The sequence below is a fragment of the Kluyvera intermedia genome, from assembly GCF_034424175.1.
GTDB lineage: Bacteria > Pseudomonadota > Gammaproteobacteria > Enterobacterales > Enterobacteriaceae > Kluyvera > Kluyvera intermedia.
On sequence record NZ_CP139986.1, the window covers coordinates 24,470 to 39,519 of the forward strand.

At 56.0% G+C, this 15,050-nt stretch carries 16 protein-coding genes; 11 read left to right on the top strand and 5 right to left on the bottom strand.

Going from position 1 to position 15,050, the window contains the following annotated elements:
- Window positions 1-5 precede the first annotated feature (5 nt).
- The gene (gene dsdC / locus U0026_RS00115) at window positions 6-932 is read left to right on the top strand and encodes a DNA-binding transcriptional regulator DsdC (RefSeq protein WP_062776753.1); all 927 of its coding nucleotides are present in this window, start codon (window positions 6-8) and stop codon (window positions 930-932) included.
- Between the two features lie 73 nt (window positions 933-1,005).
- On the opposite strand, the gene emrD is transcribed toward dsdC, so the two are convergent.
- Window positions 1,006-2,190: a multidrug efflux MFS transporter EmrD gene (emrD, locus tag U0026_RS00120; protein ID WP_062776755.1), complete on the bottom strand. Its 1,185-nt coding sequence runs from the start codon at window positions 2,188-2,190 to the stop codon at window positions 1,006-1,008.
- A gap of 177 nt (window positions 2,191-2,367) precedes the next feature.
- A complete protein-coding gene (locus U0026_RS00125; RefSeq protein WP_062776705.1) occupies window positions 2,368-3,201 on the bottom strand; it encodes a DMT family transporter in 834 nt (277 codons plus the stop codon).
- A 220-nt stretch (window positions 3,202-3,421) separates the two neighbouring features.
- On the opposite strand from U0026_RS00125, the gene ivbL reads away from it, so the two are divergent.
- The 7 genes from ivbL (at window position 3,422) to uhpT (ending at window position 10,724) form a co-directional block, all read left to right on the top strand.
- Entirely contained in the window at window positions 3,422-3,523 is a 102-nt protein-coding gene (gene ivbL / locus U0026_RS00130) for an ilvB operon leader peptide IvbL (RefSeq protein ID WP_126440945.1), read from the top strand.
- Between the two features lie 105 nt (window positions 3,524-3,628).
- Window positions 3,629-5,317, top strand: a complete 1,689-nt coding sequence (gene ilvB, locus U0026_RS00135) for an acetolactate synthase large subunit (RefSeq protein WP_062776707.1) — start codon at window positions 3,629-3,631, stop codon at window positions 5,315-5,317.
- Between the two features lie 3 nt (window positions 5,318-5,320).
- The gene (gene ilvN / locus U0026_RS00140) at window positions 5,321-5,611 is read left to right on the top strand and encodes an acetolactate synthase small subunit (RefSeq protein WP_062776709.1); all 291 of its coding nucleotides are present in this window, start codon (window positions 5,321-5,323) and stop codon (window positions 5,609-5,611) included.
- 153 nt (window positions 5,612-5,764) lie between these two features.
- The gene (uhpA, locus tag U0026_RS00145) at window positions 5,765-6,358 is read left to right on the top strand and encodes a transcriptional regulator UhpA (RefSeq protein WP_062776711.1); all 594 of its coding nucleotides are present in this window, start codon (window positions 5,765-5,767) and stop codon (window positions 6,356-6,358) included.
- Window positions 6,355-7,857 carry a signal transduction histidine-protein kinase/phosphatase UhpB gene (gene uhpB / locus U0026_RS00150; RefSeq protein ID WP_062776713.1) on the top strand — a complete coding sequence of 501 codons (1,503 nt, stop codon included), beginning with the start codon at window positions 6,355-6,357 and terminating at the stop codon, window positions 7,855-7,857. Before uhpA ends, uhpB begins: the two co-directional genes overlap by 4 nt.
- 9 nt (window positions 7,858-7,866) lie before the next feature.
- Window positions 7,867-9,186: an MFS transporter gene (uhpC, locus tag U0026_RS00155; protein WP_062776715.1), complete on the top strand. Its 1,320-nt coding sequence runs from the start codon at window positions 7,867-7,869 to the stop codon at window positions 9,184-9,186.
- Window positions 9,187-9,332: 146 nt separating this feature from the next.
- The gene (gene uhpT / locus U0026_RS00160) at window positions 9,333-10,724 is read left to right on the top strand and encodes a hexose-6-phosphate:phosphate antiporter (RefSeq protein ID WP_062776717.1); all 1,392 of its coding nucleotides are present in this window, start codon (window positions 9,333-9,335) and stop codon (window positions 10,722-10,724) included.
- Window positions 10,725-10,862: 138 nt separating this feature from the next.
- Here the strand turns inward: uhpT and U0026_RS00165 are convergent, their stop codons facing one another.
- The gene (locus U0026_RS00165; RefSeq protein WP_062776719.1) at window positions 10,863-11,768 is read right to left on the bottom strand and encodes a LysR family transcriptional regulator; all 906 of its coding nucleotides are present in this window, start codon (window positions 11,766-11,768) and stop codon (window positions 10,863-10,865) included.
- A 105-nt stretch (window positions 11,769-11,873) separates the two neighbouring features.
- Here U0026_RS00165 and U0026_RS00170 point away from each other — a divergent pair, with 105 nt between their 5' ends.
- The gene (locus tag U0026_RS00170) at window positions 11,874-12,326 is read left to right on the top strand and encodes a DUF1198 family protein (RefSeq protein ID WP_062776721.1); all 453 of its coding nucleotides are present in this window, start codon (window positions 11,874-11,876) and stop codon (window positions 12,324-12,326) included.
- 102 nt (window positions 12,327-12,428) lie between these two features.
- A complete protein-coding gene (locus tag U0026_RS00175; RefSeq protein ID WP_062776723.1) occupies window positions 12,429-12,953 on the top strand; it encodes an SRPBCC family protein in 525 nt (174 codons plus the stop codon).
- Window positions 12,954-12,978: 25 nt separating this feature from the next.
- Here U0026_RS00175 and U0026_RS00180 read toward each other — a convergent pair whose 3' ends face one another.
- Window positions 12,979-13,302, bottom strand: coding sequence for a helix-turn-helix domain-containing protein (locus tag U0026_RS00180; protein ID WP_062776725.1), 324 nt, complete (start codon window positions 13,300-13,302; stop codon window positions 12,979-12,981).
- The gene (locus tag U0026_RS00185) at window positions 13,286-13,645 is read right to left on the bottom strand and encodes a type II toxin-antitoxin system RelE/ParE family toxin (protein WP_062776727.1); all 360 of its coding nucleotides are present in this window, start codon (window positions 13,643-13,645) and stop codon (window positions 13,286-13,288) included. The genes U0026_RS00180 and U0026_RS00185 overlap by 17 nt, the downstream gene beginning before the upstream one ends.
- 213 nt (window positions 13,646-13,858) lie before the next feature.
- Between U0026_RS00185 and nepI the strand changes: the two genes are divergently transcribed.
- Window positions 13,859-15,046 (top strand): purine ribonucleoside efflux pump NepI, encoded by a 1,188-nt coding sequence (gene nepI / locus U0026_RS00190; RefSeq protein WP_062776728.1) that lies wholly within the window; start codon window positions 13,859-13,861, stop codon window positions 15,044-15,046.
- Window positions 15,047-15,050: the final 4 nt, after the last annotated feature.

Sequence of the window (15,050 nt, forward strand, 5' to 3'; positions counted from 1 at the left end):
TGAGTATGGATCCCGTACGCGAGGTCAGAAATCGGCTGCTCAATGGCTGGCAACTGTCAAAGCTGTATACCTTTGAAGTGGCGGCGAGGCATCAGTCGTTTGCGCTGGCGGCAGAGGAACTGTCGTTGAGCCCCAGCGCCGTTAGCCACCGGATTAATCAACTGGAAGAGGAACTGGGCATCCAGCTGTTCGTCCGTTCACATCGCAAGGTGGAACTGACCCACGAAGGCAAACGGGTGTTCTGGGCGCTGAAATCTTCGCTGGACACGCTCAATCAGGAAATTCTCGACATCAAAAATCAGGAGCTGTCCGGGACGCTCACCGTCTACTCGCGGCCCTCCATCGCCCAGTGCTGGCTGGTTCCGGCGCTCGGTGATTTTACCCGCCGCTACCCGTCGATTTCTCTGACCATCCTGACTGGGAATGACAACGTTAATATGCAGCGTGCCGGGATTGACCTGGCGCTCTATTTTGACGACGCACCGTCTGCGCAATTGACGCATCATTTTTTGATGGATGAAGAGATTCTGCCCGTCTGTAGCCCGGATTATGCTCGTCGTTATGATCTGACGGATTCGCTGGTCAATCTGCCGCACTGTACGTTATTGCACGACCGGCAGGCGTGGAGTAATGATTCCGGTACCGATGAATGGCATAGCTGGGCGCAGCATTATGATGTGAATTTGCCGACATCGTCGGGCATTGGCTTCGATCGTTCTGATTTAGCGGTGATTGCCGCCATGAACCACATCGGCGTGGCGATGGGGCGCAAGCGGCTGGTACAAAAACGTATCGACAGCGGGGAGCTGGTCGCTCCCTTTGGTGACAGGGCGCTGAAATGCCATCAACACTATTACGTCACTACTCTGCCTGGCCGCCAATGGCCGAAGATTGAGGCGTTTATTGGCTGGCTGCAAGAGCAGGTTAGATAGGCACGGTGTGCGCCCTCTCCCCAGTGGGGAGAGGGAACCGAACGGTGCGAATATCACTACATCTATCTCAGGGTTAAACTGCCTGCCCCTGCTGTGATAACCGTGACGCCAGCGGCAACCAACAGAGGAAAATCAGCAGCCCCATCAGCGTCATTAACAGGCCAATACTGGCCTGTCCGGTTTGCGGCATCATTGCCGACAGCCACGCCAGCACGCCGGAACCGATATTTTGCAGGCCACCTACCAGCGCCCCTGCGGTACCGGCGAGGAATGGGAATGGCTCCATCGCTCCGCTTGTCGCTAGCGGGAACAGCATGCCAGCGCCAAAGAAGAACAGTGCGGCAGGCACCAGCAGCGTCCAGATATTTATCACGCCAAGCAGGCCCGGGATCCACATCATCAACCCTGCGACCAGGCAGCTAATCACCGACTGCCACATCATGGTTGAGAAGCGTTTGTTTGCTCGCCCGGCAAACCAGGCGCCAAAGAATGCCGCCGGAATCGGCAGAATAAACAGAATACTCACCGTCATGCTGCTTAAGCCCAACACGCCGCCCATCAGCACGCCGGAGGAGGCTTCAAACACCGCAATGCCTGCCAGCCCGCCGATTAACATCAGCAGGAAACAGTTAAAACTACTGTTGCCGAACAACGTTTTGTAGTTACTGATAAGCCGTGTTTTCGGTGCGCCGGTCGGACGTGTTTCCGGCATCCAGCGCGCCATGCTGAAGGTGACACCTGCGCACAGCACCAGCAGAAAACCGTAGCATGCGCGCCAGTTAATTAGGGTTTCCAGCACCCCACCAATCAGCGGTGCCAGCAACGGACTGACTAAAATACCCATGTTTAACAGGCTGTTGGCGTGGCGAAGCTGGCTGCCTTCATACAGATCGCGTGGCAGCGTTCGCGCCATCACGCCACCTACGCCGGTGCCCATTCCCTGCAAGGCGCTGGCGGCAATCAGTACCGTCAGGCTGTTGGTGGTTATCGCGACCAACGTGGCCAGCATAAATATCGACATCCCGACCAGGATCACCGGGCGGCGTCCCACGCGGTCAGACAGCGGGCCGTAGAACAACTGGGAAACGCCATAGGTCAGCAAATAGGCTGCCATCACGCTCTGCACCGCCCCTTCGCGGACGTTGAGGTCGCTCGCCATTTGCGCAATCGCAGGAATATAAATGGTTTGCGCCATCTGCCCCACAGCCACAAGCAACACCAGCATCGCCAGAATATTGACGTTTCTATCTTTTTTCATTTCGCTGATAACTTTATAAAAAATAGGTTTATAAGAATAATTGACCGGGTAAAGCGCTAAAAGCGAGAGGAATCTACCACAACGCGGTGACAAATTAATCATCTGTCATGTAAATGAAATGTGTCATGCAGGCAGGATTTATAGACGTTCAACGGCAACTATTGTTGCCAGTTTTTATCAGGAGAGGCGCAGCAAAATAGCCCCGGCGGCGATGCCCCCAGCGGCGATGAAACGCAGCCCGGAAACCCGTTCTTTCAGCAGCAGCCAGGCGATGATGGCACCGAACAAAATCGAGCTTTCCCGCAGCGCCGCTACTACCGCCAGCGGCGCCTGGGTCATCGCCCACAGCGCCAGCCCATAGGAACCCATGGTGCCAAGACCGCCCAACATGCCCTTTTTCCAGTGTTGCACCAGATAGCGCGAGGCCTCGCGGCGTCGGGCGATCATCGCCCACGTTAGCAGGCTGGAGCCGTTAAGGAAAAATGACCACAGCGTATAACCGAAGGCCGTTCCCGATAGCCGCACGCCGGTACCGTCAATCAGCGTGTACCCGGCAATAATGCAGGCGTTAAGCAGTGCCAGGATGATACCCAGTTGTGACCCTGAGCGGCCATTGAACGCCATCCCAAGAATAGCCGTACAGATCACCGCAATACCACACCAGGCCAGCGGCGAAAGGTGATCGCCCAGAAACAGCACGCTGATTATTGCCACCAGCAACGGCGCGGTGCCGCGCATCAGCGGATAGGTCTGACTCATATCGGAAATCTGATAGGTTTTGGCTACCAACACGGTGTAGATAACCTGCAAAACGGTGGATGCGACCATAAATGGAACGCTTGCGGCTGAGGGCGTGGGCGCAAAAGGTAGCAGCACCAGGGCAATCAATGCTGCCGAGCCGGTGACGCCGATGGCTGAATAGAGTTTGTCATCCCCCGCCTTCACGATGGCGTTCCAGGTGGCGTGCAACAGAGCGGCAAACAGCAAAATGCAGAAAACCGAAAGCGTCATGATAATGCGTGGATTAAGGGAGCGTCAGCAAAACGTAACACAACCCATTGCCTCTGACCAAGGTGAAAAATAGCGCAAAAACCGTTCCTGTCAGAGGATTTTCTTCTGGCTTGAAACGTGATCGCTGACGCATTTTTGTGCAGATGAAAATATTTCCATTGTCAGCCTTAAAAAGCTGTGTTTGTATAAATTCACTTAATGAATTCGAGATAGACCCTTAATGACTCCATCCATGATGACTTCGACCCTACTAAAAACCGCGCTACCAGCCGCGGCGGTCGTCGTCGTGCGTGTGGTGGTCGTCGTCGGCAATGCGCCGTAGGGTCAGGAACGCACACGATTCCAAACCCCGCCGGCGCAAACCGGGCGGGGTTTTTAGTTTCTAAGCCCCCTCCGGATAGCTGGCCCAGAATAAAAGGACTGGAGCATGGCAATTTCGGGCACAACATCACAGACTCGGCGCTTTACCGGCGCGCAATTAATCGTGCATTTACTGGAGCGCCAGGGAATCACCATGGTCACCGGCATCCCCGGTGGCACGGTGCTTCCGCTGTACGATGCGTTAAGCCAGAGCACGCAAATCCGCCATATTCTGGCGCGACACGAGCAGGGCGCGGGCTTTATTGCTCAAGGCATGGCGCGTACCCACGGTAAACCGGCGGTATGCATGGCCTGTAGCGGCCCCGGTGCCACTAACCTGGTGACTGCCATTGCCGATGCGCGCCTCGACTCCATTCCGCTGGTGTGTATCACCGGTCAGGTAGCCTCCTCGTTAATAGGCACCGACGCGTTCCAGGAAGTCGACACCTACGGTATCTCTATCCCCATCACTAAACACAACTACCTCGTTCGCAATATCCATGAACTGCCGCAAGTGATTGCGGATGCATTCCGGATTGCGCAGTCAGGCCGTCCTGGGCCGGTGTGGATAGACATTCCTAAGGATGTGCAAACGGCTGAAATCGACATTAGCGAACTGCCTGAACCGGGCGGTCGCGCGGCGACACCAGAATTCAGCGCGCAGAGCGTGAGCGAAGCGGCAGCGATGATTAATGCCGCCGAGCGTCCGGTGCTTTATCTGGGTGGCGGTGTGATTAATGCCCCTGAGCGTGTGCGGGAACTGGCTGAGATTGCCAACCTGCCAACCACCATGACGCTGATGGCGCTGGGAATGCTGCCTAAAGCGCACCCGCTGTCATTAGGGATGCTGGGCATGCACGGTGCACGTAGCACCAATTTCATCCTGCAACAGGCTGATTTATTGATTGTTTTAGGGGCGCGTTTTGATGACCGGGCGACCGGTAAAGTGGCAGAGTTCTGCCCGAATGCGAAAATTATCCACGTAGATATCGACCGCGCTGAGCTGGGTAAAATCAAACAGGCGCATATCGCCATTCAGGCGGATGTAGACGATGTTCTGACGCAGTTGCTGCCGCAAATTGACGCGCAGCCGCGTGATGCGTGGCGGAGTAAAGTTGCTGAACTGCAACAGGAATTCCCTAGCGCTATTCCACAAGCGGGCGACCCGCTCAGCCATTACGGCCTGATCAACGCCGTCGCGGCCTGCGTGGATGACAACGCGATCATCACCACCGACGTTGGCCAGCATCAAATGTGGACCGCACAGGCGTATCCGCTGAACCGTCCTCGCCAGTGGCTGACTTCCGGCGGTCTCGGCACCATGGGCTTTGGTCTGCCCGCTGCCGTGGGCGCTGCGCTGGCGAACCCGGACAAAAAAGTGTTGTGCTTCTCCGGCGACGGTAGCCTGATGATGAACATTCAAGAGATGGCGACGGCGGCAGAAAACCAGCTCGATGTGAAAATCATCCTCATGAACAACGAAGCATTGGGGCTGGTGCATCAGCAGCAAAGCCTGTTCTACAAGCAGGGCGTATTTGCTGCTACCTATCCGGGCACGATTAACTTTATGCAGATTGCCGCCGGTTTTGGCCTCGAATCTTGCGACTTAAACAACGAAGCCGACCCACAGGCGGCGCTGCAAGTGATCATTAATCGCCCTGGACCGGCGCTGATTCACGTCCGTATCGACGCACAACAAAAAGTCTATCCGATGGTGCCGCCGGGTGCGGCAAATACCGAAATGGTGGGGGAATAATCCATGCAACAACACACTCATGACAACGTTATTCTGGAACTCACCGTACGTAACCATCCCGGCGTAATGACCCACGTCTGTGGACTTTTTGCTCGCCGTGCGTTCAACGTGGAAGGCATTCTCTGTCTACCGATTCCGGGCAGCGACCACAGCCGTATCTGGCTATTGGTTAACGACGACCAGCGACTAGAGCAGATGATGAGCCAGATAGACAAGCTGGAAGATGTGGTGAAAGTGGCGCGAAACCAGTCCGATCCGTCGATGTTTAACAAAATAAGCGTCTTCTTCGAGTAACCCGCTCATGACTTGAACACCAGGGCGCTTATCGTTAAGGTAAGCGCCTTTGCCGGATGGCGGCGTAAACGCCTTATCCGGCCTACAACGGCATTCGCCTGTAGGCCTGAAAGCTGCGTGCCATCAGGCGTTTCCCAGCCCCAGGACAAACCCATGACAACCGTAGCCCTTATCGACGACCACACTATCGTTCGCTCAGGCTTTGCCCAACTGCTTGGCCTTGAGCCTGATTTGCAGGTGGTCGCCGAGTTTGGTTCCGGTCGCGAAGCGCTGGCGGGATTACCGGGGCGCGGCGTGCAGGTCTGCATCTGTGATATCTCGATGCCGGATATCTCCGGTCTTGAACTGCTCAGCCAGTTGCCGAAAGGCATGGCGATCATCATGCTCTCCGTCCACGACAGCCCGGCGCTGGTGGAACAGGCGCTAAACGCCGGGGCGCGTGGTTTTCTCTCCAAACGCTGTAGCCCGGACGAACTGATTGCGGCGGTACGCACCGTGGCGACCGGCGGCTGCTATCTCACGCCGGATATTGCCGTCAAACTGGCGGCGGGCCGTCAGGATCCGTTGACCAAACGCGAACGCCAGGTGGCGGAAAAACTGGCGCAAGGCATGGCGGTCAAAGAGATTGCCGCAGAATTAGGCTTGTCGCCGAAAACGGTACACGTGCATCGCGCTAACCTGATGGAAAAGCTGGGCGTCAGTAACGACGTTGAGCTGGCCCGCCGAATGTTTGACGGCTGGCAATGAATACCGTTCTCTCCCGGTTAATCACCGTTGTCGCCTGTTTTTTTATCTTCTCCGCTGCTTGGTTCTGCCTGTGGAGCATCAGCCTGCACCTGGTGGAACGCCCGGAATTGGCGGTACTGCTGTTCCCGTTTGGCCTGCGGCTGGGGATCATGCTGCAATGCCCGCGCGGCTACTGGCCGGTACTGCTGGGCGCGGAATGGTTGCTGATATTTTGGCTGGCGCACGTAGTGGCGCTGACGCATCTGCCCCTTTTGATGATCGGTAGTCTGCTGACGCTATTACCCGTGACGCTCATCTCCCGCTATCGCCATCAGCGTGACTGGCGTACCTTGCTGTTGCAGGGCGCGGCGCTCGGGGCGGCGGCGCTGTTACAGTCGCTGCCATGGCTGGGGCAGGGAGAAGTCGCGTGGACTGCACTGCTGCTGACCCTGACCGGCGGACTGACGTTAGCCCCTATCTGCCTGGTATTCTGGCACTACCTGACCAGCACCACCTGGCTGCCGCTCGGCCCGGCGGTGGTGTCCCAGCCGGTGAACTGGCGCGGGCGGCACCTGGTGTGGTACCTGCTGCTGTTTAGCGTCAGCCTGTGGTTGCAGTTGGGTTTGCCGGACGAGTTGTCGCGTTTTACGCCGTTTTGTCTGGCACTGCCGATCATCGCGCTGGCCTGGCACTACGGCTGGCAGGGGGCGTTGATTGCCACGCTGATGAACGCCATTGCACTGATTGCCAGCCAGACCTGGCACGATCATCCCGTCGATTTACTGCTCTCGCTGCTGGCGCAAAGCCTGACCGGGCTGCTGCTTGGCGCAGGTATTCAGCGTCTGCGTGAACTCAACCAGTCGCTGCAAAACGAGCTGGCACGTAATCATCGGCTGGCGGAACGCTTGCTGGAAACCGAAGAGAGCGTGCGCCGCGATGTGGCGCGCGAACTGCATGACGATATCGGCCAAACCATCACCGCTATTCGTACTCAGGCAGGTATCGTGCAGCGGTTGGCCCCGGAGAATGCGGGCGTGAAGCAAAGCGGGGCGCATATCGAGCAGCTTTCGCTGGGCGTCTACGACTCGGTACGTCGTCTGCTGGGGCGTTTGCGCCCACGCCAGCTTGACGATCTGACGCTGGAGCAGGCTATTCGCTCGCTGCTGCGTGAAATGGAGCTGGAAAGTCGCGGCATCGTCAGCCATCTCGACTGGCATATTGATGAATCGGCGCTCAGCGAAAGCCAGCGGGTGACGCTGTTCCGCGTCTGCCAGGAAGGGCTGAACAACATTGTGAAACACGCCAACGCCAGCGCGGTAACGCTACAAGGCTGGCAGCAGGACGAACGATTAATGCTGGTGATGGAAGATGACGGCAGCGGCCTGCCGCCGGGTTCGGATCAGCAAGGTTTTGGTCTCACTGGCATGCGCGAACGGGTGGCGGCACTGGGTGGTTCGTTGACGATTTCTTGTATGCACGGCACGCGCGTGAGCGTGTCGTTACCCCAGCGCTACGTGTAAGGAGCGGTGATGCTGACGTTTTTTAAAGCCCCGGCCAATGCGCCGCTTATCACCGATAAACACGAGGTCGACGCCCGCTACCGCTATTGGCGGCGGCATATTCTGCTAACCATCTGGTTGGGTTATGCGCTGTTCTATTTTACCCGCAAAAGCTTCAATGCTGCGGTGCCGGAAATTCTCGCCAGCGGTGTACTCACCCGCAGCGATATTGGCCTGCTGGCGACGCTGTTTTACATCACCTACGGCCTGTCGAAGTTTGTCTCGGGCATCGTCAGCGACCGCTCCAACGCCCGCTATTTTATGGGTATCGGGCTTATCGCTACCGGGGTGGTGAACATCCTGTTTGGCTTCTCCACCTCGCTGTGGGCCTTTGCCGTGCTGTGGGCGCTGAACGCTTTCTTCCAGGGCTGGGGTGCACCGGTCTGCGCGCGCCTGCTCACTGCCTGGTATTCACGTAACGAACGCGGCGGCTGGTGGGCTATCTGGAATACCGCGCACAACGTCGGCGGGGCATTAATTCCCATCATCATGGCAGCCGCCGCGCTGCACTACGGCTGGCGCGCCGGGATGATGATGGCAGGGACGATGGCGATTGTGGTTGGCATTTTCCTCTGCTGGCGGCTGCGCGATCGCCCGCAGGCCATCGGCTTACCGCCGGTCGGTGACTGGCGTCACGATGAGCTGGAAATTGCCCAACAGCAGGAAGGAGCAGGGCTGACTCGCAAAGAAATCCTCACCAAATACGTGCTGTTGAACCCGTACATTTGGCTGCTGTCGCTGTGCTACGTGCTGGTTTACGTGGTGCGAGCGGCGATCAACGACTGGGGCAATCTGTACATGTCGGAGACGCTGGGCGTTGATTTGGTCACCGCGAATACGGCGGTCACCATGTTCGAACTGGGCGGATTTATCGGTGCGCTGGTGGCGGGCTGGGGATCGGACAAACTGTTTAACGGCAACCGTGGGCCGATGAACCTGATTTTTGCCGCCGGGATTTTGCTCTCCGTCGGCTCCCTGTGGCTGATGCCGTTTGCCAGCTACGTGATGCAGGCGGCGTGCTTTTTCACTACTGGCTTCTTTGTCTTTGGCCCGCAGATGCTGATCGGCATGGCGGCAGCGGAGTGCTCGCACAAAGAGGCGGCGGGGGCGGCAACCGGGTTTGTTGGGCTGTTCGCTTATCTGGGGGCATCGCTCTCCGGCTGGCCGCTGGCGAAGGTGATGGAAGTCTGGCACTGGACGGGATTTTTCGTGGTGATCGCCATTGCCGCGGGGATTTCAGCACTGTTGTTGCTGCCGTTTTTAAACGCTCAGGCACCGCGCGAATCGTGACCTATCTCACTTTTCTACGACGAATGACGTAAAACTAGGAAATATTCCCGGTTGCACCAGGACGCTGTCTCAGGCGTCACTTCCGGTTGGTTTTTACAATGCCTGCTATTCGCAGGTAAAAAAATCAGCTCAGGAGCAACCCAATCATGCTGGCCTTCTTAAATCAGGTGCGCAAGCCGACCCTGGATCTGCCGCTCGATGTGCGGCGCAAAATGTGGTTCAAGCCGTTCATGCAGTCCTATCTGGTGGTTTTCATCGGCTACCTGACCATGTACCTGATCCGCAAAAACTTCAACATCGCGCAGAACGACATGATCACCACCTACGGGTTGAGCATGACGCAACTGGGGATGATTGGTCTGGGCTTCTCCATCACCTACGGCGTGGGTAAAACGCTGGTTTCTTACTACGCTGATGGCAAAAACACCAAGCAGTTCCTGCCGCTGATGCTGATCCTCTCAGCGATTTGTATGCTCGGTTTTAGCGCCAGCATGGGGCCGGGCACAACCAGCTTGTACCTGATGATTGCCTTCTACGCGCTGAGCGGTTTCTTCCAGAGTACCGGCGGCTCGTGCAGCTATTCGACCATCACCAAATGGACGCCACGCCGTAAACGTGGCTCTTATCTTGGCATGTGGAACATCTCTCACAACCTCGGCGGCGCGGGTGCTGCGGGCGTGGCGCTGTTTGGTGCTAACGTGCTGTTTGACGGTCACGTCATCGGGATGTTTATCTTCCCGTCGATTATCGCGCTGATCGTGGGCTTTATCGGCCTGCGCTTTGGTAGCGACTCTCCGGAATCTTATGGTCTCGGTAAAGCAGAAGAACTGTTTGGCGAAGAGATCAGTGAAGAGGACAAAGAGACCGAAGAAAACGAAATGACCAAATGGCAGATCTTTGTTGAGTACGTGCTGAAAAACAAAGTGATCTGGCTGCTGTGCTTCTCCAACATCTTCTTGTACGTGGTGCGCATTGGTATCGACCAGTGGTCTACCGTGTATGCCTTCCAGGAGCTGAAGCTCTCTAAAGAAGTCGCCATTCAGGGCTTTACCCTATTTGAAGTGGGCGCGCTGGTCGGTACCCTGCTGTGGGGTTGGCTGTCGGATCTGGCGAACGGTCGTCGCGCGCTGGTAGCCTGTGTCGCGCTGGCATTAATTATCGCCACGCTCGGTGTTTATCAGCACGCCAGCAACCAGTATGTTTACCTGGCCTCGCTGTTTGCCCTTGGCTTCCTGGTGTTTGGCCCGCAGCTGTTGATCGGCGTGGCGGCTGTCGGTTTTGTGCCGAAAAAAGCGATCGGCGCGGCCGATGGGATTAAAGGCACCTTCGCGTATTTGATCGGCGATAGCTTCGCCAAGCTGGGTCTGGGGATGATTGCCGACGGGACACCAGTCTTCGGTCTGACCGGCTGGGCAGGCACCTTCGCTGCGCTGGATACCGCCGCTATTGCCTGTATCTGCCTGATGGCTATCGTGGCTATCTTCGAAGAACGTAAAATCCGCCGTGAGAAGAAAATTCAGCAGTTAAAAATGGCGTAAGTGCGTTGAGTCCGGCTCTACCTCACAATACCGATCGGTATTTTTGTAGGCCGGACAAGCGAAGCGCCACCCGGCAGCATGTTGCAGATTGCCGGATGGCGGCGTAAACGCCTTATCCGGCCTACAGCATGGATTCCCTTATGCCTGCTGCTGGCTGGTTTCATACAGTAACTCGCGTAACCACTGCTGTGCCGCATCACGATGGGTGCGTTCGTGCCAGGCCATGCTTTTGGTGAAGCCGTTAATCGCGACCGGTGGCGTTTGTACGCACAGGTTAGAGTGAGTGCTCGCCAGACGACTCGGCACCACCGCTATCATCTCGCTTATTGCCAGCACTTCTGGCAGCACCAGAAAACTACTCACCGACAGGCCAATCCGACGCTTACGACCGATTTTCGCTAATGCCTCATCGGTGACGCCCCAGAAACTCTCTCCCTCGTAAGAAACCAGAATATGCTCCAGCGCGCAAAACCGCTCAAGGGTGAGTATCGACTGTGCGTCGGGGTGGTTGGCTCGCAGCATACAGACATAGCGCTCTTCGTAGAGCGTGCGGCTGTGCAGGTCACCCGGCGTGGTGTCAGGGGTGAGTAGCGCGAGATCGATTTTCCCCTGCTCGAACTGTGCTGTAAGTCGGTCTGGTTCCACCGGGATCACCCGCACTCGAATACCCGGTGCGCGTACCTTCAGGGCCGCGATAAACGGCACCACGACCGCTTTGAGCGCGTAGTCGGTGGCTGCCAGCGTAAAGGTGAACTCAGCGGTGAGTGGGTCAAATTGAGGCGGTTGGAGCAGTGCGTTGATATCGCTAAGAATTTGCTTCACCGTCGGGGCAAGTTGCTGAGCGCGCAGCGTCGGTACCATGCCGTGTGGGGCGCGAATAAACAGGGGATCGCCAAAATTATCCCGCAGCCGGGTCAGCATTCCGCTGACTGCGGGTTGGGTCAGTGAGAGCCGCGCCGCCGCCCGGGTGACGCTACGCTCATCAAGCAGCGCGTCGAGCGTTTTCAGCAAATTAAGGTCGAGGGTTCTGAGATCCGGTTTCATTATCGACTTCCTTCGGGGAGCTAACGCACATTATGGCACGCCCGATTCTCGACAGGGCGCAATTTCCCATTATGATGTCGGGGTTTAGTTAAGGTGAGAGCGGGCATGATCTGGTTGATTCTGGCCACCCTGGCGGTGGTTTTTGTTGTAGGATTTCGGATCCTGACCTCAGGCTCCAGACGGGCCATCCGCCGTCTGAGTGAGCGACTGGCGATTACGCCAGAACCGGTAGAGTCGATGATCGACCAACTCGGTAAAGCGCAGGGCGATGAGTATATGCGCTATCTGGAGCGACCGAATGAAGTGCACTTGCAGAACGCGGCGCAGGTGCTGCTTATCTGGCAGGTGTGTATCGTCGATGGCAGCGAAACCAATATGCAAAACTGGCATCGTCGTCTGCAAAAAGGGCGTCTGGCAGCGCCGATAACCGATGCTCAGGTGCGGCTGGCGATGAGCTTCCTGCGTGAACTGGAGCCGGATTTCAATGAGCTGAACGCTTTCCAGTATCGCTATAACGCGTTGTTCCACGAAGAGAACGGCGTTCACTGGCTGCACTGATATCACGTAATGTGATATTGAACATTGAAGATGGTGATTATATTTATATCACCGGTGGATGCATGATGAATCTCGTCAACACAATGACTCACGAGGTTCATCATGAAACAGTCTACCCAACAAAGCGCTATCGTCTGGCCAGAAGATTACCTGCCAGGCACCACCGACAACTTCGCTTCCAACGAAATCATCGTTAGCGGCCTGACCGCCACACAAATCTGGGCGCAGCTTGATGACACCACGCTGTGGCCGGGCTACTACAGCAACGTGGCGGATATCCATTTTCATGATGGCAGCGGCCCGCAGCTCAGCGCCAATGCGCGTTTCCGTTTCTCTACTTTCGGCTTTCCTATCGAAGCGCAGATAACTGAATATGTCCCACCGGTTGACGGCCAGGCAGCCCGTATGGCGTGGCACGGCTGGGCGGAGGGTGATGCTGCTACGCGTCTTGACGTTATTCACGCCTGGCTGTTTGAAGATTTACCGGGTAACCGCGTGCGCATTCTGACGCAGGAATCACAGATTGGCGTCCCCGCGCAGGAACTCGCGCGCACCGTGCCGAACCCGATGATTAATGGTCACCAGGAGTGGATTATGGGGCTGGTGAAATCGGCGCGCGGTGAGTGATTTACAGCCTCATCCGGCTTAGTTATTACACCAGTACTTTCAGGCCATGTTTTTGAACTACGCTAAGCAGTTTCAGCGACATCCCACTGGGCCGCTTAGCACCTGTTTCCCATTTTTGTATCGTTGAAACGCTGGTGTTCAGGTAGCGGGCGAAAATGGGCTGGCTGATGTTTAGCTTCTCACGCATCGCTTTTATCTCAATGGGCTGAAGGTCTTGTACGTGACTAATGCACGTTTTATCAAAGTTGCGCATGGTTTCCTGCGGAATCGCATCTACGCTAAACAACCCAGCGGCAGCGCTATGGATTGCTTCGAAGGCAGGGCTTTTGTGTTTATTTTTTGTGGTCATAGAAAACCTCCACCAATTCCTTATTCCTGATTAACGCGATGAGCTTGTCATCGGCGAGGTTAGCGTAGTGCTTTGCTAACTCACGGAACCCAGCCAGCTCGCGATAGCTGATAGTCGACATATCTTGTTTAGCGTACAGAAATGTGTAAAACCAATGTTCACCCCCTTTAGCCAGAACAATGGCACGGTCACGATTCTGATTAAGGCGTTTTTTGAAGACGCCGCCGCCAAGATTGTCGGCTTTCCCTTGCAGCGCAGCCTTGATAGCGCAGCATAATTCATCATCATTAATCGCGTGAGAGTGAGCTTCCTTGTTAAACCATTTGGTTTTGAAAATACGCATTGAGTGACATCCTGTAACCGTAAATATAGCACTTAGTGTTATAGTAAGCATTTGTTAAGGGCTTTAAACGGATAAATAAAGAATTTTGCCCAGTGCACGAGCCTCCTCGCAAAACGTAGTTCAACGGCGACAGTTGCCAAAACGTTAAATCCATCACATTTAAAATGTTACACTGCGTGACTTTTCTACAAAAACACCTCGCAGGTAACAAAAATGAGTGAACATATCGAAGAAAAACCTCGCGCTGAGGCCGTTGCCCGGCCCAACTGGTCGGCGGTTTTTGCCGTGGCATTTTGCGTCGCCTGCCTGATTACCGTTGAGTTTTTACCCGTGAGTCTGCTGACGCCAATGGCGCAGGATTTGGGTATTTCAGAAGGTGTCGCTGGGCAGTCGGTCACCGTGACGGCATTTGTCGCCATGTTCGCCAGCCTGTTTATTACCCAGGCAATCGGCGCGACTAACCGCCGTTATGTGGTGATTCTGTTCTCTATCCTGTTGACGCTCTCGTGCCTGCTGGTGTCATTTTCCAACTCGTTTACGTTGCTGCTGATCGGGCGCGCCTGTCTGGGCCTGGCGCTCGGCGGATTCTGGGCGATGTCGGCATCGTTGACTATGCGATTAGTGCCGGTACGAACGGTGCCGAAAGCGCTGTCGGTAATTTTTGGCGCCGTGTCGATTGCGCTGGTGATCGCAGCACCGCTGGGCAGCTTTTTAGGCGGCATTATCGGCTGGCGCAACGTCTTTAACGGCGCAGCGGTGATGGGCGTGCTGTGTACGTTTTGGGTGCTGAAAGCCCTGCCTTCTCTGCCGGGTGAACCGGCGCATCACAAGCAAAATATGTTTAGCCTGCTGCAACGTCCGGGTGTGATGGCTGGGATGATTGCCATCTTCCTGTCCTTTGCCGGGCAGTTTGCCTTCTTTACCTATATCCGTCCGGTGTATATGAATCTGGCGGGCTTTGATGTGGATGGTTTGACGCTGGTGCTGTTGAGTTTTGGTATTGCCAGCTTTGTTGGCACCTCGTTCTCGTCGGTCATTCTGAAGCGTTCGGTTAAGTTGGCTCTAGCTGGAGCGCCGTTTGTGCTGGCACTCAGTGCGCTGATATTGGTGCTATGGGGCAGTGATAAGATTGTCGCGTCTGGGATTGCGGTTATCTGGGGACTGGCGTTTGCGCTGGTGCCGGTCGGTTGGTCGACGTGGATCACCCGCTCGCTTGCAGATCAGGCAGAAAAAGCCGGGTCTATTCAGGTAGCGGTCATTCAGCTGGCCAATACCTGCGGTGCAGCCATTGGTGGTCTGGCGCTGGACCGACTGGGGCTCACGTCACCGCTGATCATCTCTGGTGCGCTGATGTTACTGACGGCGCTACTGGTGACGCTTAAAGTCAGAATCAAATCATAATCGG